Origin of the sequence: Dawidia cretensis, assembly GCF_018598175.1 — a bacterium.
Lineage (GTDB): Bacteria > Bacteroidota > Bacteroidia > Cytophagales > Cyclobacteriaceae > Ohtaekwangia > Ohtaekwangia cretensis.
Window position 1 is genome coordinate 133,243 of sequence record NZ_JAHESE010000012.1, and the last position, 21,773, is coordinate 155,015.

At 53.2% G+C, this 21,773-nt stretch carries 17 protein-coding genes; 8 read left to right on the forward strand and 9 right to left on the reverse strand.

What is annotated here, in order from left to right:
* Nucleotides 1-15 precede the first annotated feature (15 nt).
* The 7 genes from KK062_RS14050 to KK062_RS14080 all read left to right on the forward strand — a co-directional run bounded on the left by KK062_RS14050 (nt 16) and on the right by KK062_RS14080 (nt 10,792).
* The gene (locus tag KK062_RS14050; RefSeq protein WP_254084937.1) at nt 16-948 is read left to right on the forward strand and encodes a bifunctional riboflavin kinase/FAD synthetase; all 933 of its coding nucleotides are present in this window, start codon (nt 16-18) and stop codon (nt 946-948) included.
* A gap of 18 nt (nt 949-966) precedes the next feature.
* Nucleotides 967-2,907, forward strand: coding sequence for an acetoacetate--CoA ligase (locus KK062_RS14055; protein ID WP_254084938.1), 1,941 nt, complete (start codon nt 967-969; stop codon nt 2,905-2,907).
* A gap of 368 nt (nt 2,908-3,275) precedes the next feature.
* Nucleotides 3,276-4,673 carry a cytochrome ubiquinol oxidase subunit I gene (locus KK062_RS14060; RefSeq protein ID WP_254084939.1) on the forward strand — a complete coding sequence of 466 codons (1,398 nt, stop codon included), beginning with the start codon at nt 3,276-3,278 and terminating at the stop codon, nt 4,671-4,673.
* A gap of 3 nt (nt 4,674-4,676) precedes the next feature.
* Nucleotides 4,677-5,711 carry a cytochrome d ubiquinol oxidase subunit II gene (gene cydB, locus KK062_RS14065; RefSeq protein WP_254084940.1) on the forward strand — a complete coding sequence of 345 codons (1,035 nt, stop codon included), beginning with the start codon at nt 4,677-4,679 and terminating at the stop codon, nt 5,709-5,711.
* Nucleotides 5,712-5,753: 42 nt separating this feature from the next.
* A complete protein-coding gene (gene gldC / locus KK062_RS14070) occupies nt 5,754-6,086 on the forward strand; it encodes a gliding motility protein GldC (RefSeq protein WP_254084941.1) in 333 nt (110 codons plus the stop codon).
* Between the two features lie 296 nt (nt 6,087-6,382).
* Nucleotides 6,383-9,169 (forward strand): TonB-dependent receptor, encoded by a 2,787-nt coding sequence (locus KK062_RS14075; RefSeq protein ID WP_254084942.1) that lies wholly within the window; start codon nt 6,383-6,385, stop codon nt 9,167-9,169.
* An 18-nt stretch (nt 9,170-9,187) separates the two neighbouring features.
* Nucleotides 9,188-10,792, forward strand: a complete 1,605-nt coding sequence (locus KK062_RS14080) for an SGNH/GDSL hydrolase family protein (protein WP_254084943.1) — start codon at nt 9,188-9,190, stop codon at nt 10,790-10,792.
* Between the two features lie 51 nt (nt 10,793-10,843).
* Here KK062_RS14080 and KK062_RS14085 read toward each other — a convergent pair whose 3' ends face one another.
* The 3 genes from KK062_RS14085 to KK062_RS14095 form a co-directional block, all read right to left on the reverse strand.
* Nucleotides 10,844-11,611 (reverse strand): YdcF family protein, encoded by a 768-nt coding sequence (locus tag KK062_RS14085; protein ID WP_254084944.1) that lies wholly within the window; start codon nt 11,609-11,611, stop codon nt 10,844-10,846.
* A 14-nt stretch (nt 11,612-11,625) separates the two neighbouring features.
* Entirely contained in the window at nt 11,626-14,685 is a 3,060-nt protein-coding gene (locus KK062_RS14090; RefSeq protein ID WP_254084945.1) for an ATP-binding cassette domain-containing protein, read from the reverse strand.
* A 106-nt stretch (nt 14,686-14,791) separates the two neighbouring features.
* Nucleotides 14,792-15,679, reverse strand: a complete 888-nt coding sequence (locus tag KK062_RS14095) for a hypothetical protein (RefSeq protein ID WP_254084946.1) — start codon at nt 15,677-15,679, stop codon at nt 14,792-14,794.
* 142 nt (nt 15,680-15,821) lie between these two features.
* Between KK062_RS14095 and KK062_RS14100 the strand changes: the two genes are divergently transcribed.
* The gene (locus KK062_RS14100) at nt 15,822-16,226 is read left to right on the forward strand and encodes a response regulator (protein WP_254084947.1); all 405 of its coding nucleotides are present in this window, start codon (nt 15,822-15,824) and stop codon (nt 16,224-16,226) included.
* Nucleotides 16,227-16,253: 27 nt separating this feature from the next.
* Here the strand turns inward: KK062_RS14100 and KK062_RS14105 are convergent, their stop codons facing one another.
* From KK062_RS14105 to KK062_RS14130, 6 genes are read right to left on the reverse strand one after another with little or no spacing between them, the layout of a single operon-like run.
* Nucleotides 16,254-17,015, reverse strand: a complete 762-nt coding sequence (locus KK062_RS14105) for a LytR/AlgR family response regulator transcription factor (protein ID WP_254084948.1) — start codon at nt 17,013-17,015, stop codon at nt 16,254-16,256.
* Nucleotides 17,012-18,025, reverse strand: coding sequence for a sensor histidine kinase (locus tag KK062_RS14110; RefSeq protein WP_254084949.1), 1,014 nt, complete (start codon nt 18,023-18,025; stop codon nt 17,012-17,014). Before KK062_RS14110 ends, KK062_RS14105 begins: the two co-directional genes overlap by 4 nt.
* Complete coding sequence (locus KK062_RS14115) at nt 18,022-18,672, reverse strand: tetratricopeptide repeat protein (RefSeq protein WP_254084950.1); 651 nt, start codon at nt 18,670-18,672, stop codon at nt 18,022-18,024. The genes KK062_RS14110 and KK062_RS14115 overlap by 4 nt, the downstream gene beginning before the upstream one ends.
* Before the next feature lie 33 nt (nt 18,673-18,705).
* The gene (locus KK062_RS14120) at nt 18,706-20,862 is read right to left on the reverse strand and encodes a TonB-dependent receptor (protein ID WP_254084951.1); all 2,157 of its coding nucleotides are present in this window, start codon (nt 20,860-20,862) and stop codon (nt 18,706-18,708) included.
* Between the two features lie 31 nt (nt 20,863-20,893).
* The gene (locus tag KK062_RS14125; protein WP_254084952.1) at nt 20,894-21,403 is read right to left on the reverse strand and encodes an alpha/beta hydrolase; all 510 of its coding nucleotides are present in this window, start codon (nt 21,401-21,403) and stop codon (nt 20,894-20,896) included.
* Nucleotides 21,378-21,689: a hypothetical protein gene (locus KK062_RS14130; protein ID WP_254084953.1), complete on the reverse strand. Its 312-nt coding sequence runs from the start codon at nt 21,687-21,689 to the stop codon at nt 21,378-21,380. Before KK062_RS14130 ends, KK062_RS14125 begins: the two co-directional genes overlap by 26 nt.
* Nucleotides 21,690-21,773: the final 84 nt, after the last annotated feature.

Sequence of the window (21,773 nt, forward strand, 5' to 3'; positions counted from 1 at the left end):
CTACCATTCAGGAGCATGAAGATCTATCATGGAATCGACGATTTTACCCGCCTGGACTATGCCGTTGTCACCAGCGGCACCTTTGACGGCGTACACGTCGGGCACCAGAAAATACTAAATCGCCTGCGCGAGGTGGCCCTGAAGCATGGTGGCGAGACCGTGGTAATCACTTTCTGGCCACATCCGCGGCTGGTGCTGCACCCCGAAGATCGCTCCCTCCAGCTGCTGAATACCTTTGAAGAAAAGGCGGAGCTGCTGAAAGAGCAAGGCATTCAACACCTGGTGCGCATTCCATTTACCAAAGAATTTTCGCAGCTTACCTCCGAAGAGTTTATTCAGAAGATTCTCGTGCAAACCATCGGCACTAAAAAGCTGGTGATTGGCTATGACCACCGCTTTGGCCACAACCGCGAAGGTAGCTTTGAGCAACTGAAGCTCAACGCCCCCCGCTATGGGTTTGACGTGGAGGAGATTCCGCGCCAGGATGTCGACCATGTGGCGGTTAGCTCTTCCAAGATCAGAAAGGCGTTGGAAGAAGGCGATCTGGAAACCGCCTCGCACCTGCTGGGACAGCCGTATAGTCTCACTGGCCGTGTTGTCGTCGGTGACCGCATCGGGCGGCAACTGGGCTACCCCACGGCCAACATCGACATCGACACGCATTATAAATTGATTCCCGCCGACGGCATTTATGCGGTTACCGTACTGCATGGCCGTGCCCAGTATAAAGGCATGTTGTACATCGGCAACCGACCGACGGTAAACGGCACGAAGCGCGCCATTGAAGTAAACCTCTTCGATTTTAGTGGCGATCTGTACGGCGAAAGCCTGACGTTGCGCTTCCATACGTTTATACGCGGCGACGAGAAATTCCCGGACCTTGACACGTTGAAACAGCAGCTGGCCCAGGACAAGATCGATGCCCTGCGCGTGCTGCAAGAACAGTAACGCATACCCCCACCCTCTATGCAACCCCTGTGGATTCCTTCGGAAGAAACGATACAGCAATCCAACCTGCTGCGCTATACGCAATGGCTGGCCCGCACACGCAATCTTTCCTTTGCCACCTACGAGGCGCTCTGGCAGTGGTCGACGGCGCAGGCCGGCGATTTCTGGCAAAGCTTGTGGGAGTACTTCGACATTCAACACGACGGTTCCTATCAACACGTGGTAACGGGCACAATGCCCCGCGCGCAGTGGTTTGAAGGCACGCGGCTGAACTATGCCGAGCACATCTTTCGCCAGGCCACCGATGCCCATCCGGCGATTATCTTTCAACGTGAAGACGGCCCTTTACAAGAAACCGCCTGGGCTACGTTGCGCCAACAGGTAGCGTCGCTGCAACAATTCTTTCGCACGCAAAATATTACTACCGGCGACCGCATTGCCGCCTATATGCCCGGCATTCCCGAAGCCTCGGCGGCGTTCCTGGCCACGAGCGGGCTGGGTGCAGTATGGTCTTCGTGCTCACCCGACTTTGGTACGCCGGCGGTGATTGACCGCTTTGCGCAGATCGAGCCGAAGATACTGGTGGCCGTCGATGCTTATACGTACGGCGGCAAGACCTTTGACAAGCAGAGTGTCGTTCAAGAGCTTGTCCATGCACTGCCTTCCTTGCAGTGTGTAATCCTTCTCTCCACGCAACCAGCACCCCCGACGCTTTCAAAGCCGGTTGTTTTATGGCAAGACGTTACAAAATCGACAGACGCTCCGTTGCAGTTTGCGCGCGTACCGTTTAGTCATCCCCTGTGGATCCTATATTCGTCGGGCACCACGGGGCTGCCCAAGGCGATTGTGCAGGGACATGGCGGCATCCTGCTGGAGCATCTCAAGTACGGCACCTTTCACAATGACTTTAAGGCCGGTGAGCGGTGCTTCTGGTATACCACCACGGGGTGGATGATGTGGAATTATATACATGGCAGTTTGCTGGCCGGAGGCACCATGGTGCTCTACGATGGTAGTCCCGGATATCCCGATCTGAATGTATTGTGGAAGTTTGCCGCCCAGGCGCGCATTCATCACTTCGGCACCAGTGCGGGTTTTATCCTGGCCTGTATCAAAGCGGGTATACATCCGGCAGCACCTGGCGACCTGACGGCCTTGCGCTCCGTCAGCTCTACGGGCAGTACCCTGCCGCCAGAGGGCTTTGAGTGGATCTATCGCACGGTGAAGCATGACCTCTGGCTGGCCTCGATGAGTGGCGGCACCGATGTGTGCAGCGCCTTTGTCGGGGGCAATCCTACCCTGCCGGTATACGCGGGGGAGATCCAATGCCGTGCGCTGGGCTGCAGCCTGGAAGCGTGGAGTGAAGACGGCCAACCTTTGCTGGATGAGGTAGGCGAAATGGTCATTACCCGGCCAATGCCTTCCATGCCGGTATATTTCTGGAACGATCCCGACTTTAAACGCTATACCGAAAGCTACTTCGAAATGTTCCCGGACATCTGGCGCCACGGCGACTGGATCCAACTAACACCACGCCAGGGGGTAATCATCTACGGGCGCTCCGACGCCACGTTGAATCGCGGCGGTGTACGCATTGGCACCAGTGAAATATACCGCGCTGTGGATAAGGTGAAGGAGGTGAAGGATAGCCTGGTGATCTGTCTGGAAAAATCCGGCGGCGAATTTTGGATGCCCCTGTTTGTGGTCATGCAGGATGGCATTGCGCTGACGGACGACATTCGCAAGAAAATCAATACTGCGATCCGCAGTGACTACAGCCCACGCCATGTGCCCGACGAGATCATTGCGGTGCCCGATGTGCCTTACACCATTAGTGGTAAAAAGACCGAAACACCGGTGAAGAAGATTCTGCAGGGGAAAGATCCAAAGGCGGTGCTCAACACCGGTTCGTTAAAGAACCCAGCCTCTATGGATTTCTTTTTGGGATTGGTGAAATAGTGACCTACGAAAACCACGGACAGTCCGGGTAGTGGGTGGCAGATAGCTGTCTGAAATACCCTGCCCCCAACCCTTACCTTGGGATGTCGCATGGATGTCCCACCCCTTTAAAGGGTAAGGACATCCGTAGGACATCTATGGGACATGTGTGGGACATCTATGTGGATGACTCGGCTTTGACTGGGAGAATTCCCCCCTTTTCCGGGAATTATTTTGTCCCTTCCCGACCTTCCCGGGACCCCCAAAAATCATGCACTCGTTCGAACAAACGAAGTACCGGTACGGATTGTTCCACCTCTTTTGCGCTTCCAACAACATATCTTTTCCAGCTTGTCCCTTAATCGTTCAGGCTGTAGCTTTAGGCCCCGATGGACGTAGAAATTCTCTCCCGTATACAATTCGCCTTTACGATCGCCTTTCACTATATCTACCCGCCGCTGAGTATCGGCCTGGGATTAGTGATGGTGTTCATGGAAGGTATGTACCTGAAGACCGGTAATGTCATCTATGAAAAGATGACCCGCTTCTGGGTAAAGATCTTTGCGCTGATCTTCGGCATTGGTGTCGCCACCGGCATTGTCATGGAGTTTGAGTTCGGTACGAACTGGGCTGTTTACTCGCGGTATGTTGGCGATGTGTTTGGCAGTGCGCTGGCCGCCGAAGGTATATTTGCTTTTGCATTGGAGTCGGGCTTCCTGGGTATTCTCATCTTTGGTTGGAATCGTGTTGGCCCGCGGGTGCACTTCTTCTCGACCATCATGGTGACGCTGGGCTCCATGTTCTCGGCGATCTGGATCGTGGTGGCCAATTCCTGGCAACAGACCCCGGCAGGATATCACGTTGTAGGCGAAGGTATCAATGCCCGCGCGGAGATCACCGACTTCTGGGCGATGGTTTTTAATCCTTCGTCGGTTGATCGCATTCTGCACGTGTGGTCAGGTTCTTTCCTGGCGGGTGCGTTTCTGGTGACCAGCGTTAGTGCCTGGTATATTTTAAAAGGTAAGTATATCGAGCTATCCCGCGCGTCGTTTAAGATCGCGCTCCTGGTCGCCCTGGGCGCGTCCTTGTTTCAGCTCTTTAGCGGTCACCGTTCGGCTGACATTGTTGCACGCTACCAACCAGCAAAGCTTGCTGCCATGGAGGGACACTTTGATTCCCTGGCGGTGGCAGATATGTATTTGTTTGGGTGGGTAAATAAAGAAGAACAGAAGACTTCGGGGCTCTCTATACCGGGCGGGCTCTCGTTCATGACGCACGGTGATTTCAACGCGCCGGTGCCCGGCCTTAACAGCATTCCTGAAAAAGACCGGCCGGGAGCGGTAAACTTTGTCTTCCAGACGTATCATATCATGATTGCCATCGGCATGTTCCTGATCGCGTTGTCGCTGTACACTACATTCTTGTGGTGGCGGGGTACGCTGTTCGACAAACGGTGGTTGTTGTGGCTGTTTGTGTGGGCGGTGTTGTTGCCGCAGATCGGAAACCAGGTGGGTTGGTACACCGCCGAGGTGGGACGGCAACCGTGGGTGGTCTATAAATTATTGCGCACGTCCGATGCACTGTCGGAGGCTGTGACAGCAAACCAGGTATTGTCGTCGCTTATTCTCTTTACACTGGTGTACATTCTGTTGTTTACATTGTTTGTGTATCTGCTCAACAAAAAGATCACGCACGGACCGTACGACACACACAACGAAGACCACAGTCCGCGACACCTGGAAATGGCCGATGCTGTTAAATCTTCACACCCCACTAACCCCTCCTAGCGCATGGAAACTTTTGTCGGTATTGACTATGCTACATGGTGGTTCCTGGTGATCGGCGCGGTCTTTACAGGCTACGCCATCCTGGACGGTTTCGACCTGGGCGCCGGGGCACTGCACCTCTTTCTAAATAAAGAGAACAGCCGGCGCATTGCACTCAATGCCATTGGTCCCGTGTGGGACGGTAACGAAGTCTGGCTGGTCATTGGCGGCGGAGCCTTGTTTGCCGGCTTCCCGGAAGTATACGCATCGCTGCTTTCAGCATTCTATACACCCTTTATGATCTTCCTGGTAGCGCTCATTTTTCGCGCGGTGTCGATCGAGTTTCGCAGCAAGGAGCCGATGTTGTGGTGGCGGCGCATGTGGGATGTCAGCTATTGTCTTTCCAGTGCGCTGCTGGCATTTTTGCTGGGCATGATGCTCGGCAATGTTGCTCAAGGCATATTGCTTGACAAAGACCATATATACCGTGGCACCGACATGGCGTTCCTCAATCCCTATGCGTGCATGGTGGGTGTCACCGCGCTGGCGCTTTTTATGATGCACGGCGCCATCTACCTGGTCATGAAAACCGAGGACCGGTTGTATGCCAAGCTGACGATCATCGTGCGGCGCGCGACCATCTTCTTTGTGATCAGCTTTGTTATTACGTCGTTCTACACGGTCCTCTATATACCGCACATGGCCGACCAGATCCACGACAGTCCGTCGATGTTTGTGCTGCCTGTCATTATGATCCTGGCGATTGCCAACATTACCCGCATGGTGGCGAAGCGCAAATACCTGCTGGCATTCCTGTCGTCCGCCCTGGTGATCAGTGTGTCGTTGATGATTGTGTGTTTGGAATTGTTTCCGGTGATCCTCTATTCCGCGGGGGCGCCGGAAAATAGCCTGACGGTGTACAATGCGGCCTCGTCGGAGAAGACCCTGGGCATTATGCTGACGGTAGCGGCGATTGGCGTGCCGCTGGTAGCGGCCTATACCACGTTTGTATTCTGGACCTTTAAAGGCAAGGTGACGTTAGATGAAACAAGCTATTAAGGTGGGGAACACTAAACGGCCGACACCTGTTATATTTGGGCTATGAAAAAATCATCGATTCAGTTCAGCGTAGAGCTTGACGACAAAAACATACCCGAAAAAATACAGTGGGACGCTACCGACAAGCCCGATCCGGGCATGAGTGACACCAAATCCATGATGGTGTCCCTGTGGGATCATAAACAGAAAAACACATTACGCATTGCCCTGTGGACCAAGGACATGCCGGTAGAGGACATGAAGCGGTTCTATGTAGACTGCATTGGCGGTATCGGGCAGAGTATTCTGGAGGCTACCAATGACGAAGCCATGAGTAGTGAGATCAATGCCTTGTGTGAACGCCTGGTGAAGCACGTTCTCAAGAACCCGGAATAGCCGGAAACCACGATATGTCGAATTCAGCAGGTATTTTTACAAGTACCTGCTTTTTTATGCCATTCCAACACCCTTTTGGTAATCTGACCCCAGTCCATGGCGTCAAATATACCCTATCCCCTAAAAAATCCGGTATAGATGAAGTCTGCTGGTAACGATTTCATATTATTTAAACGGCCTTCTCAAACGTTTGTTATTTTGATATTTTTTGTATTTTTCCATAAGAAAGCTCGGTATGCATAACAAATCGGGCTCCGATAAGGCCCCTTTCATTTAACCATTTCCGTATTGAACCCATGAAAAAAATCTACAAAGCTTCGTTAGCGATTGTGCTGATGGCGCTGTTGTCGGCCTCCGTTCACGCTCAAACCGCTATTTCCGGAAAAGTTACGGATGCTGCCACTGGCGAACCCCTGGCAGGGGTCAACATTCTCGTCAAAGGACGGGTTATCGGTACCATTTCGGATGCAGGGGGCGAGTTCTCCCTGAAGGCCAATGATGCACCGCCACTAACCCTGGTCCTCTCCTTTGTGGGTTACCAGTCGGTGGAAGTAGCCGTCTCCAACGCCAACACTACAGGTTTGGATGTTAAACTGGAAGAGCAGACAATACTCGGCCAGGAAGTCGTGATCTCGGCTTCGCGTGTGGAGGAAAGTATTATGCGCTCGCCAGTGACGATCGAGAAAGTGGATCTTCTCGCGATTCAACAGGCGCCCGCGCCCGACTTCTACGATGCATTAGCCAACGTGAAGGGTGTGCAGTTTACGTCGAGCAGTCTCAACTTCCCCCAGGTTAACACACGGGGCTTTGCAACCATTGCCAACGTACGCTTTGTACAATTGGTGGATGGTATGGATACACAAGCTCCCCTGCTGAACTTCCCGACGGGTAACATTGCAGGTATCGGCGAGCTCGATGCGGAAAGCATGGAGCTGGTGCCGGGTGCGGCGTCGGCGCTCTATGGCCCCAACGCCTTTAACGGTATCCTGCTGATGAAGAGCAAAAGCCCGTTTGAATACCAGGGCCTCAGTGCCCAGTTCAAGGGTGGTATAACCCGGTCGGACGCACAAGGTAAGTCATACCCGATGACCAATTTCGGCATTCGCTACGCCAAGGCATTCAATAACAAGTTTGCCTTTAAGGTCAACTTCTCCATGATGAATGCGGAAGATTGGCACAGTAACGACTATAAGACAGATGTTAATCGCCCGGAGTCTGCCGTAGACCTGAGCGGTCAGTCGAACTTCAACGGTGTGAATACGTATGGTGACGAAGCGGTGATTCCCATCCCTGCATCCTCATTTCCGGCTGGGTATCAGGGAGGTCCGCTGGACGTCCGCCGCACGGGTTGGAAAGAAGAGGATATTGTCGATAACTATGATGCAAAAAGTATCAAAGGCGACGTAGCCCTGCACTATCGTATCACAGACAAGATCGAAGCCTTATACAATTACCGCTTTGGCGGTGGTAGCTCGGTATATCAGGGGTCGCAGAAATATGCGCTACGTGACTTCACACAGCAGTTTCACAAAGTTGAATTGCGGGGCCAGAATTTCTTTGTGCGCGGCTATATGACGCAAACTGATGCCGGCGACTCCTACAATATGGCGGCGCTCGGCGGCCTCTTAAATGAACGCATCAGCCCGACCGCTACACAATGGGCACCCCTTTATGCGGGAGAATACTTCCAGGCCTTGCAGGGCTACCGCTTCATAAACAACGGTGTACCCGGCGGTAATCCCTCGGCTGCACACGCCTGGGCGCGCTCACAAGCCGATGCAAATAGACCGGCAGTAGGTTCGCAGGCGTACAAGGATCTTGTGGAATCTGTCCGCAACGACTACTTCCAGCGCAACCCGGCGGGTGCTAAATTCAAAGACCAGTCGCGCCTGTACCACGCCGAGTTTAACTATAACTTTGCCGACCGCATTAAGTTTGCAGAAATTCAAGTCGGCGGTAATTTTCGTCGGTATAGCCTCTTCTCCGACGGGACGATTTTTAACGAAGCGCCGGATGACGGTCAGGACTTCAAACGCATCAACATCGATGAGTTTGGTGTCTATGGTCAGATCTCCAAGACCGTGGCAGACGCGCTCAAGCTGACTGGCTCGCTGCGCTTTGACAAGAACCAAAATTTCGACGGTCGTGTAACGCCTCGCATCTCGGCGGTATATACCTTGAACGAAAACCACAATATCCGTGCATCGTTCCAGACCGGCTTCCGCAACCCCGATACGCAAGCGCAGTTCATTTACTTCCCCGCAGGCACTAACATTTTGCTGGGCAGTGCAAAGAAAAATGCCGAACGTTATGGCATTCACAATGGCGGTGGTTGGACACGGGCTTCGTATGAAGATTTCGTAGCAAATGGTGGCCGGGTAGATACCCTTGGTGCTGTTAAACAGGGTGACGCGTCGCGGCTGGCCATTGCCAACGTGAAATATGTTCAACCTGAACAGCTGCGTGCTTTTGAAGTAGGGTATAAAGGCATCTTCGGCGGAGATTTGCTGGTGGATGTTAATGCCTATTATAACGCGTACGAGGACTTTATCGGCTCACTGGATGTGGTCAGCAATCATATGACCATGCACCAGGGAGACACCGTGGCCGCGGGCACCGTTTTCTCGCCGTATGTTAACTCGGCGGCTACCGTGAGTTCATTTGGCATTGGCGTTGGTCTAACGTACAACTTACCGAAAGGTTACCAACTGACCGGTAACTACAACTATGCTACACTGGAAGAAGACAAAGACCAGGATCCCAACTTCCGTTCGGGCTTCAACACGCCGAAGAATAAGTTCACGGTCGGCATCGGCAACCGTAAGCTGACGAAGACGCTGGGCTTCAACGTAAGCTACCGCTGGCAGGATGAGTTCCTGTGGGAATCTGACTTCGGCTCGTGGAACGTGCCCGAGTTCGGCGTAATCGATGCGCAGATAAGCTATAAGATCACCGCGATCAAAACCATTGCGAAAATCGGCGGTGCGAACATCGGTGGCGGCGACTACCGCACCAACCTGGGTGGTCCTTTCGTAGGACAGCAATACTATATTTCTCTCACGTTTGATGAATTCTTCAAATAAGTTTCAACTCTGACGATCATGAAAAAAATTATATACCTGGGCTACACCCTTTCGCTTATGCTCCTGGTCAGCGCCTGTGATCAGGAAGTGATTGACCTGCAGCAGCCGGAAGAAGCTGTTGATGAATGTGGAGATGCGCAGCCGGGCACGGCTGATTTCTCAAAGTTTGTATCGATTGGTGAATCGCTCGTGGCCGGCTTCCAGGCGGGAGCCTTGTTTACAGACGGTCAGAACAGCTCCCTGGGAGCGATCATAGCCGATAAACTGGAATGCGTGGGAGGGTCTGAAACCTTTAACCAACCGGATATCAATTCAAAGAATGGCTATAATGCCACATATTCAATACCCAATGTCATTACGCTGGGACGTTTGGTTTTGTTTGATCCTGATGGCACGAAAGGTCCGAGGACCCCAGCGCCGGCGCCTGCGGGAGCACCGGGTGTGCCGGAGCCCTATAACTCAGCAGATTTACCGGGTAACTATTCGGGCGATAAATCGAAACTGAACAACTTCGCTGTACCCGGTGTTCAACTGGCACAGTTTATAACACCCCTGACGGGCGGTCCCGCTACAGGCAATCCTGCTTACAATCGGCTGTATGAGCGCTTTGCCAGCAATCCTGGAACTTCTACCATATTGGGTGACGCACTCGCCGCAAAGCCTACGTTTTTCCTGTTCTGGGGTGGCAATAACGATGTGGTTGGATATGCTGTTTCCGGCGGGTCAAATGATGGACTGCTGGTCAGCGAGGCCGATTTTCAACAGCGTTATGGCCATATCATCTCACAACTGCTGGCCTCGGGCGAGAATGTTAAGGGTGTAATCGGCAACGTGCCGGATATCACGACGCTTCCGCACTTTACAACCGTGAAGTATAACGCCATTCCGTTGGACGCCCCTACGGCAAATGCGTTAAACGCCGGTTTTACGCCGGTTCATACTGCCTTCGATGCGACCATCGCATACCTCGGCCATGATCCTGCCGATATTGCCAGACGGAAGGTAAACTTTGCAGCGGGTAGCAATGCCATCGTGATCGTTGACGAAAGCTTGCCCGACCTGGGGCCCGAGTTTGATATGCTACGCGCCGCCAATGCTATAAACGATGCACAGCGTGCTGCTCTTGCTCCGTATGAACAGTCACGTCAAGCCACTGCCGAAGATCTCATATTGCTTTCGGCGGGTTCAGTGCTGGGTACCATCCCGACTGGCGGAAACGCCCAAACCATCATTGGCTTAACGGTGCCGCTGGCAGACCAGTATACATTGACCAAAACCGAAGCCGACCTGGTTCGTACACGCACCCTGGCGTTCAACAACTATATAAAGAGTGTAGCAGCGCAAAGCGCGCGTATTGCGCTGGCGGATGTCAATGCTTCATTTGCTTCGTTTTTGCAAGCGGGCTTGCTGTACGAAAATAACGTATCGATCACACCGAATTTTATTCCGCCTTACGGCGCGTTTTCTGAAGACGGTGTACATCCGAACAGCGCCGGCTACACCTACACGGCGAATATCTTTATCAATGCAATCAATGCTAAGTTTGGTTCAACGATACCACCGGCAAAACTCGGCGCGTACGGCTCAACGACGGGAATACCCGTATCTCCTGCCGGACTATAAAAAGTATTACCTACCTATGAGAAAGGGCCGTTCGTGAAGGACGGCCTTTTTTTATACATATCCCGCTGCCTTATACGCCGCGAGCCCCATCCACTCTTTGAAGAGCTTCTGCCAAATCACCAGTGCTTCGAGCTTGGGCAGTAAATATGCGTCCAGGTAGTATTTCTCGGGATGCGAATAAAAGTCTGTCGTGAACGGTTCTAACGCCAGGCCTACCTTACGGTAGCATGCCAGCGAGCGACGCATGTGGAAGGCCGAAGTGATCAGCAGACAATCTTCCGGGCGGTAGTGCAGGGAGTCGAGCAGCTTGACAACTTCCTGCGCCGACTCGGCAGTGTTACGGGTCTCGTTCTCAATCAGGATATTGGTCGAATCAACGCCCATCATGATCATCGCCTTTTTAAACTTATTGGCCTCCGGCTCTTCCTCCCGCAGCAGCATGCCGCTGCCGCCGCTGATCAGGATTTTTTTGATCAACCCCAGCTTATACAATTGTACGGTATGGGTTACGCGGTCGGCGCCGCGCTGAAAATATACCCGGTCGTTGGGCGTGCGAAACGGGATGGTCGCACCGGTCAGTACAATGCCAAGCTCATGCGGGTGCATGTCGGCATAGGGTACCGTGTCGATCTCCCAGGCTTGCATGGCTTCATTGGCCAGGAAGCCGTTGCAGAAGAAGTATAACAGCCCGATACCCGTCCACAACGAGATCTTTTTCCACCGGGCACTGCGCAGTACAAGTGCCAGTACCAGCAGGGTAAAGACGATGGTCAACGGCATGACCAGGTAGCTCAGGGTCTTGGACAGAAAGAAGAACATAACCTACGATGATGTTACGGTTTTTTGTACAAAGGATTTGACAGGTTGCCCAGTCCCTCGATGACACGGCGCGGCACATCGAAGTACAACGTCAGCGCCAGTACCAGGCACATGGACCAGATAACCCCCATATTAAAATATAAGGTATCAATGTTCCGGCCGAGGAAGTGTTTGGCCGGCATGTAAAACTGTGCATCAAAGTCGATCTTATGCTCGGGATCCGGGTCTTTGTAGATCGGGAAGATCTTCTGCACAAGCTTACCGTCTACGGCGACAATGCGGTGACCTTCCGAGATGTTCTTCACGAGGTCGGTAATGGCGTCGTTGTGATAGGCTTCGCGGAAGGCACTGAACGCAGCATCTTTTTCAGGTGTGCTGGTCAGGCTTTTCACAAGCTGCTCGCGTTTATCGTCGGCCAGGTTGTAGCGCTTTATATAGAAATGTTTACGGGCGTCGATGAAGCGCGATACTTCGGCGTACGTTGTCGAATCGAACTTGCCCAACACCAGTGCATCCGCAGCCCGCAGCGACTGTCCCGCGGCTTCCAATTCTTTACCGACCTCGTGGCGGATCAGGGCCATGTCAGACGTGAGGCGGGCCCGTACGGCTTCGTCTTTTGACTCAAAGTTATTGAGCGCATACTGCAGCCGTGTTTCGAGCTCCGGCAGGTAATATACCTTCTTGTAGTCGGCACCGGCCATGGCTTTGTCGTAGAGAAAGAACTCTTTCTCAAACGGGTTATCTTTAAACTGTGTGACCATGGCTGCCTCAAAGGCCCACCGCGAGGCCATCAGGTCGCCCACAAACGGTACGCTGGCGGTATTGCCAATGGCGGGATTGAGCTTGTCGAATTTCACCACTACCCCACTCAGGATCAACTGCGGAATAAGCAGCAATGGAATGAGTATATAGATCGTGACGGCCGAATTAAAACCCGAAGAGATGTTTAGTCCCAACAGGTTGGCGAAGCAGGACGTGGTGAAGAGGATCAGCCAGTGGTTCAGGAACATGCCCTGGATCTCCAGGATATAATTGCCGACCAGCACAAACATACAGGTCTGAATGGCCGACAGCATAAACAGAATCGATATTTTCGAAAGGATGTAGCTGCTGCGGCTCAGGTGCAGAAATGCTTCGCGCTTCAGAATTTTACGGTCGCGGATGATCTCCTCGGCGCTCACCGTTAGTCCCATAAACAACGCCACGATCACGCTCATGAAGAGGTAGGCCGGGATGTTCAGGTTCTTGCCAAACACATAGCCGGCCAGCGAGGTATCGTCCAGGTTGTAGTACCGTACAATGAATGCGAGAATGAACGCCAGCAACGGTGCTTCCAGCAGGTTGATGATGAGGTATTGCTGGTTGTGCAGCTTGGCTTGCAGGTCGCGCAACGAGAACAGGTGCGTTTGTTTGAGGCGCGTGGGAATATTCAGCGTCGAGTGCGGTACCTCGCGGGATGTTTCGACAGCAAAAGGCCGGTAGTTTTGCCTGAACACGGTGTTCCACTGCTCGGCGGTAATCTTACGCTCGTTTGTGAAGTGGCCGTATTCGTTAATGACTTTTGTCTCGATGATGTTAAAGATTTGCTCGGGATTTACGTTGCCGCACGAATGGCACTCGCCTTCGTCACTGTTGACCAGGCTGATGCTGCGTTTGAAATATACCACGGCGTCGACCGGGTTGCCGTAGTAGATCTGGTAGCCTCCGGAATCGAGTATGAGCAGTTTGTCAAACATCTTAAAGATGTCAGACGATGGCTGGTGTATCACGGCAAATACGAGCTTGCCTTTGAACGAAAGCTCTTTGAGCAGGTCGATGATGTTTTCAGAATCGCGCGACGACAGGCCACTGGTAGGCTCGTCGCAGAATAGTACGGCCGGCTCACGCAACAGTTCCAGGCCGATGTTCAGGCGTTTGCGTTGCCCCCCGCTGATGGTCTTGTGCAAGGGCGAGCCTACTTTCAGGTCTTTGGTTTGCTCGAGGCCCAGGTCTTCGAGTACGCGCACCACAAGCGCATCGATCTCTGCTTCGGGTTTTGTGCTGAAGCACAGCTTGGCGGCGTAGTATAGATTCTGGTATACGGTCAGGTCTTCGATCAACAGGTCGTCTTGCGGCACAAAGCCGATCACGCCTTCTACCTGTTGGGGTGCCCGGTGTATGTCGATACCGTTGATCAGTACCTGGCCACCCGAGGGCTTTTCCGAGCCGTTGAGCACGTGCAGCAAGGTCGACTTGCCGGCGCCGCTGGCACCCATCAGGGCTACGAGGTTACCGGACTCTTCGGTTACGTTTACTTCCCGCAGGCCCAGACGACCGTTTTTGAATTTATAGGTCAGACCCCGGCCTTCGAATGACAGCCGCGGGTAGCCACCGAATTTCTTGAAGCGGTTGAGCAGGTCGCCATAGTATACCGGCTCATCTTTCTCCCACCGCAGCATGCTGCCGACGGCGAGTACGGCGATTTTGCCGCTTTTCACCGGCACACCGTTGAGGTATACATCGGTGTTACCCAGGTAGCGTATGAAGTAAATTTCGACTTGCTCGATGTGTACCACGGCCACGAACCCGTTGAGCGCGGCGCGGTATACGTGGTGGGCCTGTTGAAACGTGCCCTGCCTGGAGGCGTCGATTACCAGGATGTGGTCGTGGTCCAGCCGGCGGGATTCGCTGCCCAGCACAAATGTTTTGATAGCATCGACCGACGCGGGCGATACTTTGAAGGCCGTACCGATGGCCTGCACAAGCTCTTCTTCGCGTGCCGAGATGGCGCCATCCGCCTGCACGATGTTGATGAGCTCCAGCAGGATGACTACCTTCTGTTTTTGGGTGAGCTCGGGGCTCACTTCGGCGCACAATGTTTGTACACGTTGCAGGGTAGCCTGTAGGTCACCCGTTTGAGGCGGCATTGCCTGAACGTATTCGTCGAACAACGCCAGGTACCGGGCTACGGCTGCGCGGCTGATGTGATCTTCTACAAATGTGCGGATGTGCTCCCGCTCCTGGTGCGTTACATCATCTTCTTTGGCTACAACGGCAAACAGCCGCAAAATGGCTTTCAGTAAAGGTTCGCTCATACGCTTACGTTCGGTGTACGAAGATAGTCAAAGATGTGCTGGTAATAGAAGAGGACTGGTGTAGGCCAGTCCTCTTTGTATTCATTACGCTATGTACGCTAAGCTTTTATTCGGTGACGCCTTTTCTGAGCTTCTCTACGATCGAGGTAATTTCTACCAGGTTCTTGTCAGACAGGATCAGGTCGCCGCGGTTTTCTTTGATCTTCTCCTCGATGTTCAGTGCCGCATAGGCTTTTTCGAGTGAGGTCAGGTCGGCTACCATGGTCGTTACGGGCTCTGTTTGCTCTACTGTTTGCAGCATCTTCAACAGCTCGCTAACCGATTTCTTTTGTTCCAGTACCACGCGGGTGAGCGGGGTCAGTACCTGGATGCGTTGGTCGGTCGGCAGCAGATTCTGTGGATAGGTCTTGATCAGGCCGGTAGAGATGTGCAGGCCTTCGATGAAGCTACCCGCCACGATGAGCGATGATAGTTTGTTACGGCTGTCATCCTTCAGGAAAATCTCTGTCTTTTTGATCGACTTATCCAGCAGGTGTGTCAGGGAATCTTTGTTGGAGATGTTGGCTTCGAACTTCTTCAGGATATCGCCATCGAAAGAACCGATAATGCCCAGGTTGTCGGCCAGTGTTTTGCAGGCGCCCAGGTAATCAATGGCTTCCTGCGTTTTATCGTATGACGTGAGGTAACCAATGTCGGCTGCATATACCCCGAGGTTGAGGGCTGCTTTGTCGGTACGGGCAGCATACTGGTCCACTTTCGTGCGCGGATTCAGCAATGACTCGTTAAATTCTGCACCGGTCGTCTGGAGCAGATAGGGAATTTCAGAAGGAGAAGGTATGTTATAAACTACTTCTTCGATTTGCTCTTTCAGGCTATCTTCCGAAGCCGTAAACTCGTCAGCATTCTTATTTTTATCGGAAGCACCACCACACGATGCCAGCGTGACCGCCAACGCACCGCTCAAACAGAAGAAAATCAGTCGTTTAAATTTCATACACAGAAGCTTAGGTTTTTAGAGTTTCAAGTTTAACACATTTTTCAATCCTTTAAAACGGACTGATTACAAATTCGGGGGATTTTTTCCGCCTTCGGTTACTTTTTTGTAAGTTTAGTGATGCACCCTCGAAAAAGATGTTATGGCAAGACTAGTTGATAAAACAGTATTGATCGATGACAGCGACATTGATCTGTTCATCCAACGTAGATTCCTGGAAGTTTACAATTTCTCCAATCAACTGGTGCTCTACAAGTCGGCTGACGATGCGCTCGACTGGCTGCGGGGTCTCACGGAAGATACCGCACCCGACATTATCTTCCTCGACCTCAATATGCCGGAAACCGATGGTTTTGCGTTCCTGAAGACGTTTTCCGAGCTTCCGCAGGCCGTGCGATCCAAATCCAGAATTGTTGTTCTTACGAGCTCTAACAATCTCAAAGATCGCGAAGAGGCCTTTTCCTACGACAACGTGATCCAATTTATCACCAAGCCCCTCAAGCAAAAAGACATTGAAGAGCTGAAATTGCTGATCGTGAAAGCTTAATTCCCGGGCCTCTGTTCTGCTGTCGGGCTACCGGTCCAGCCAGTCCTTAAATTCTTGAACCCGTTCGCGGGCTACAATGATGTCATTGTCCTGCGATGCCTTTAGTACCAGGCGCAGTCGGCTGTTGGTATAGCTGATGATGTCTTGAATGGCAGGCGCCGCTACCAGGTACTTCCGGCTAATGCGAAAGAAACGCGCGGGATCCAACAGTTCCTCTACCTGCTCCAACGTGTAGTCCAGGATGTGGCTGCGGTTATCGGTCGTGCAACAGAAGGTGGTCTTATCCTGGCTGTAGAAATACAGAACGGTGTCCACTTCCACCGTGCGCAGGTGCTCCCCTACTTTGATCACAAACCGTGTCTTGTGCTTTTTGGTCAGGCCCTGTATGGTTTGCTCGATATTCGCGAGCATGTGGCGTGTATCGGGCTCGTTTCGGGCCAGGCTTCTGAATTTGGTTAGCGCCACCCCCAGCTCCTCTTTGTCCACGGGTTTGAGAATGTAGTCAATGCTGTTGACCTTAAAGGCCTTTAGCGCGTAGGCATCATACGCCGTGGTAAAGATCACCGGCGACTTGACCGGCACCCGGTCAAAGATCATAAAGCTGATGCCATCCGCCAGTTGGATGTCCATAAAGATCAGGTCGGGTGGCGGATTCTCCTCCAGCCAGGCCACCGCACGCTTGACGGTGTCGAGCTTGTCCAGTACCACGGCCGTGGGTTCCAGGCCTTTTACGAGATTTTCCAGTCGTTGCGCCGCCTGGGGCTCGTCTTCAATGATCAATACCGTCATGTCGTTACCGGAATGATGGGGAGCTTTACAGTAAATTTATCGTTTTGACTTACCTCCACCGGCAGTTTGGTGAGGAACTCATAGCGGCGGCGGATGTTTTCCAGGCCCAATCCTGTGGATTCTTCCGGCAAGACCATTTTTTTCTGGAAGTTGTTTTCCACCACCAGGTAAGCGTCTTGTGCATATACCCGTATCGTGAGCGGGTTTTCTTCGGACACGATGTTGTGTTTGATGGCGTTTTCGAAGAGCATCTGCATCGCCAACGGAGGGACCATACTCTGGACGCCCTGCAAACGAATGTCCACCACCAGCTTATTGCCAAACCGCATTTGCTGTAAATACAGGAAGGCATTGAGGAATTTCTCCTCCTCGTCCAGCGTGACAACCTCCTGGTTATGCGTGTCGAGCACGTAACGATACACCTCCGACAGGTGTTTGATAAACTTGACGGCCTTGTCCTGGTCTTCGTACACCAGGTTGGAAAGTACGTTCAGGGTATTGAACAGGAAATGCGGGTTGACCTGGCTCTTCAGATTCTCATACCGGGCCGCGATGTTCTCTTTCTGCAGCCGCTCCGCAGCGATCGCCGACTGGCGCCAGCCCAGCAGAAACGCACGTCCATGCATGAACAGGGAGATGACCAGTGTAATGCCGATGGTGTAGTAGGCGCTGTTCCCGAATTTGATATCGAACGTACGGAGGTAGATGACATTTAATAAATACATCGCCAGTGTCGTGTAGGCAATCGTCACCAGTAGGGCGACCAATAGGCGTCGTACGGGATATTCGAGCCAGGAGATCTTGAATGATACGGCGTCGGCCAGATACGAATTGCCTTTGAAAAGCAGAATCCACGAAAAGCCCGTAAAAGAGGCAATAATCCAGAACCGCTCTGTCTGGATGTCGCATGCGCGACAGCTCAGGCCGGTATACGTCATCACAAATCCCACCAATAGCAGGATCGCCATGTCGCGTAACTCAAGCAATATGATCTTTCTGGTCAGTATCATTCTTTACAGGTACTCTGCAACTTTTCCGCCATAGACCGTCCCCATTGTGGCGCCAGCGGATTTGCAGGCTGGAAGGTAGCAAACTTTTCTGTAGCGCTCCGCGCGTTGGCGCAGGCTTCTGCGGTGGACGATCCGAAGAACTGTGCCATGCCGTATTGCATTTGCGCCAACAACGCGAGGGCCCGTGGATTTTGAGGATTCAACGCAACGGCCCGGGCCAGGGTCTGCGTGGCCTGACCGGCATACTGTTGCCCGCGCGAGGCCGGGTCAATGCTCACACGCATCATCAGGATAAAGCCTTCCAGCGCCACGACTTCGGACTCCTGGGGTACCAGCGTGCCGGCGTGCGCCAGGGCTTTCGAGGCCAGGTCGAGGTAACGATCTTTTTGGAGCTTGTCCTTTTCGTAGTTCATCATCATGACATAGCCAAAGGATGTATAGTAGTACGGTTCCCAGCGAGTCTTCTCGGCCGTCGCGATCCGTTCCAGGGCGTTCACGGCATTTTGCAGCGGCGGTACGGTGTCGGCTGTATAGACGGTATGGATATGCGGCTGCATCGCGGCCGTGTAGCGGTCACCCTGGGCGACAGCCGGTATTGTAATGTTCCAGGTGAGCAGGGCGATGAGATAAAGATGGAGATGTTTCATAGTCGTTAGGAGTTATAAGCGTGTATAAATTATTCAGAGTGTTGGCAGTTGGTTTACGGATTTGTCTTTGGACAATGTCAGGAAGATGCCGACGAACAAAAAGCGCGGCGCGGCCTGGCGTACGGGGCGGCTGTTGTAGAACCCGTCCGCCGTGGGTGTGTCACTATAGGTATAGCCAAAGATGTTATCGCGGCCCAGCACGTTGGTACAAGAAAAATATACAATGAGGTAGGGCTTGGGCAGGTAGCTCCAATTCACACTGAGATCGCTATAGTATGGTGTGCGTTCGCTGTTGAACGATGTCTTGTTGGGGTTGTTGTACGGGCGGCCGCTGGTATAGGACCAGGTGGTGCCCACCTGACTTTTCAGGGACTCAATGAAATATTTTACTACCAGCGAGGTATTGTGGCGGGAGGCAAAGGCGGGCATGGCTGACTCCGGGTAGTTCAGGTAGTTGCGCCGCGTGTCGAGGAAAGAATACGACACCCAATAGTCCACTCCACGCACCGTTTCATTGTCGCGCCAGAAAAGCTCTACCCCCTGCGCGTTACCACGACCGGTATTGTTTATTTGTGCTGGTGAGGGTGTGCCGGTATATTTTACAAGGTCCCGGTAGCGCTTGTAGTATGTTTCCACGCGAAAGGTTCGCCCACCCGTGACGCGTTGGTAGTTCAGGATGTAGTGCTCGGCCTTCTCGGCCTCCAGGTTGGCGTTCAGACGTACCCAGGTATTGTTAGCCGTTTGCCGGAAGATGCCATAGGCCAGTGATACCTGTCCGACGTTGCCCGTCTTGTAGGCCATGGACACGCGCGGGTCCACGGAAGCACTACCCGTTAATGTATTATACTCACCCCGCGCCCCGGCACGCGTGACAAACCGGTTGCTGGTGTACACGTCGGCTTCGGTGAACACGGCGATGCACGTCTCGTCAAATGCCCGGATGGCGGCGGGCATGCCGTCTGTGTAAATATCCTGGCTGTAGCGGCGTTGCAGTACTTCTGCACCCGTCTTCAGCTCTACTTTGTCGGTGAGCGAGCCTTCGAATACGGTCTTGGCATGAATACCTTTTTCTGTTTCCAGCGTTGCCGTGGTGCCGGCGTGGGAATCGTTTTGCTGGTAGGTATAGGCCGCGCCACCGCGTACCGTCCAGCGCTCGCTCAACACATCTTTGTAGAAGCCGTTGATATAGCGGTAATCATTTTGCAGGGCATAGGCAACCCGGCTGGCAGGGTTGTCGATCGCGTGCTCGTACAACGAAAAGTCGGTACGGCTCATGTTGCCATATACTTTTACCAGGCCGGTCTTGCCTACTTCGTGGCGAAAGGCGCCGACACCCTCCCAGGAAGCAGGCGGTGTACGCCAATCGATTTCCTGGTTTATTAAACCGAAGTAGGGACGGATGTTGGTGTATTGCAACTTGCCGGCTACCGAACCACGTTTCCAGGCTTGCGTGTGCGCCACGTCGCCCCCTACCGATAACAACCCGATGTCTGTACGCGTCATCCCGGCTTTGTCGCGCGAGTCCAGCACCAGCGCCGACGACAACGCCTGGCCGTACTCGGCAGAATAACCGCCGGTGCTAAAGCTGGTGCCCTTAAACATGAATGGCAGAAACCGGCCACGGGACGGTGTGTTGGGTGCGGCCGGTCCGTAAGCATCCAACACCAACATGCCGTCGATGAACGTTTTGGTTTCGTTGCCATCGCCGCCGCGTACAAACAGGCGGCCGCTCTCGGCGACTTTTTGTGTGCCGGGCAATGTATTCAGGGTACCGGCAATGTCGGCTGTCGCGCCTGCCGTGGTCGCGATATCGATCGCCTTGAGTACCGTGCGGCGTGACTCGTCGCTGGCCATGAACGAGCCGGCCGTGATCTCGACGGCGTCCAGCTCGTTGATCGTTTCTTCGAGGGCGGCGTGTACGACCAGGGTCTTCCCTGCCAGCACGACATCTTGCTCGAAATCTTTATATCCTACGAATTTTATGATCAGCTTTTGCGAGCCCGTTTCGAACGTCTCGAAGCTGAAGGCGCCTTCGTTGTCGGTGGTGGCGCCATCGTAGGTACCGGCCAGGATTACATTCGCCAGGGGTATTCCCTGGACTTGCCGGTCGGTTACACGGCCGGTAAGGTTGGTTTGCGCGAGGGCTGGCAACGTAATGATGAATAGCAGCGTGGTATAGCGTAGTTGCATGATCGTTCGGTAGGAGTTGTGGGCGGTGTTGTTATTTCAAGAGGGCGTCGATGTGGGTGAGGTACTCCTGCGCATTTGCTTTCATGCCTTCCAGGTGGCCACCGGTGTAGACCAGCAGATCTTTGCGGCCGGCAGCGTTGTTGTAGAGTACTTCGCCTTGCGCAAAGGGCACCTCTTTGTCTTCATGGCTGTGCACGACCAGCACCGGTACCGTGGTTAGAAACGTCACATCTTCCTTCGCGGCATACGGCATCGGGATTTGACGGATCATGGCGTGATGCTCCGCCGGCGCGTATGCCAGGGCGATATCCGTGAGCGAGCTCATGCCACCTTCCAGCACCAGGCCCTTTACCTGCGTGCTATGGGTGCGGGCCAGGTGTGCGGCGATCTGCGTACCCAGTGATGTGCCGAAGAGCAACAGTTTGGTGCCCTTTACATCGGGGCGATTCACCAGGTAGCTGAAGACAAATTCACCATCGGCTGCTACGGAGGCGTGCGTGGGTTTGCCGGTGGATTTACCATAGCCGCGGAAATCGATCATGAATACCTGGTAGCCATGTTCCACCAGCGGCTTCGTGATAAATACAATAGGAGGTGACATTACCGCCGGCACCGTGCAGGAACAGTATGGTACCTTTCGGCTTACCGGCCGGTTTCAAAAAGATGGCGCTGAGTGACACGCTGTCGTGCGGCAATGTCACCTCTTCGTGGGTCACGCCGTCCAGCGACTTCCATTCTTTGACGGGGAAGTAAAAACGTTCGTCAAATTGTGCGTGCGCGGCGGTAGTGATGAAGAAGACAAAAACGAGGCGTGTCAGGAGTTTCATAGGGCTGGTGTTTTTGGATTTTTCCGTTGATGATGATCCAAAAATTCACGTTTGAGGCCTCCTTCTCAAAAAAGGGTTACCGAA

Bases quoted from the DNA above. Each gene is read 5' to 3' on its own strand.
- KK062_RS14050 (WP_254084937.1), top strand. From the start codon at position 16: ATGAAGATCTATCATGGAATCGACGATTTTACCCGCCTGGACTATGCC.
- KK062_RS14055 (WP_254084938.1), top strand. From the start codon at position 967: ATGCAACCCCTGTGGATTCCTTCGGAAGAAACGATACAGCAATCCAAC.
- KK062_RS14060 (WP_254084939.1), top strand. From the start codon at position 3,276: ATGGACGTAGAAATTCTCTCCCGTATACAATTCGCCTTTACGATCGCC.
- cydB (WP_254084940.1), top strand. From the start codon at position 4,677: ATGGAAACTTTTGTCGGTATTGACTATGCTACATGGTGGTTCCTGGTG.
- gldC (WP_254084941.1), top strand. From the start codon at position 5,754: ATGAAAAAATCATCGATTCAGTTCAGCGTAGAGCTTGACGACAAAAAC.
- KK062_RS14075 (WP_254084942.1), top strand. From the start codon at position 6,383: ATGAAAAAAATCTACAAAGCTTCGTTAGCGATTGTGCTGATGGCGCTG.
- KK062_RS14080 (WP_254084943.1), top strand. From the start codon at position 9,188: ATGAAAAAAATTATATACCTGGGCTACACCCTTTCGCTTATGCTCCTG.
- KK062_RS14085 (WP_254084944.1), bottom strand. From the start codon at position 11,611: ATGTTCTTCTTTCTGTCCAAGACCCTGAGCTACCTGGTCATGCCGTTG.
- KK062_RS14090 (WP_254084945.1), bottom strand. From the start codon at position 14,685: ATGAGCGAACCTTTACTGAAAGCCATTTTGCGGCTGTTTGCCGTTGTA.
- KK062_RS14095 (WP_254084946.1), bottom strand. From the start codon at position 15,679: ATGAAATTTAAACGACTGATTTTCTTCTGTTTGAGCGGTGCGTTGGCG.
- KK062_RS14100 (WP_254084947.1), top strand. From the start codon at position 15,822: ATGGCAAGACTAGTTGATAAAACAGTATTGATCGATGACAGCGACATT.
- KK062_RS14105 (WP_254084948.1), bottom strand. From the start codon at position 17,015: ATGACGGTATTGATCATTGAAGACGAGCCCCAGGCGGCGCAACGACTG.
- KK062_RS14110 (WP_254084949.1), bottom strand. From the start codon at position 18,025: ATGATACTGACCAGAAAGATCATATTGCTTGAGTTACGCGACATGGCG.
- KK062_RS14115 (WP_254084950.1), bottom strand. From the start codon at position 18,672: ATGAAACATCTCCATCTTTATCTCATCGCCCTGCTCACCTGGAACATT.
- KK062_RS14120 (WP_254084951.1), bottom strand. From the start codon at position 20,862: ATGCAACTACGCTATACCACGCTGCTATTCATCATTACGTTGCCAGCC.
- KK062_RS14125 (WP_254084952.1), bottom strand. From the start codon at position 21,403: ATGATCGATTTCCGCGGCTATGGTAAATCCACCGGCAAACCCACGCAC.
- KK062_RS14130 (WP_254084953.1), bottom strand. From the start codon at position 21,689: ATGAAACTCCTGACACGCCTCGTTTTTGTCTTCTTCATCACTACCGCC.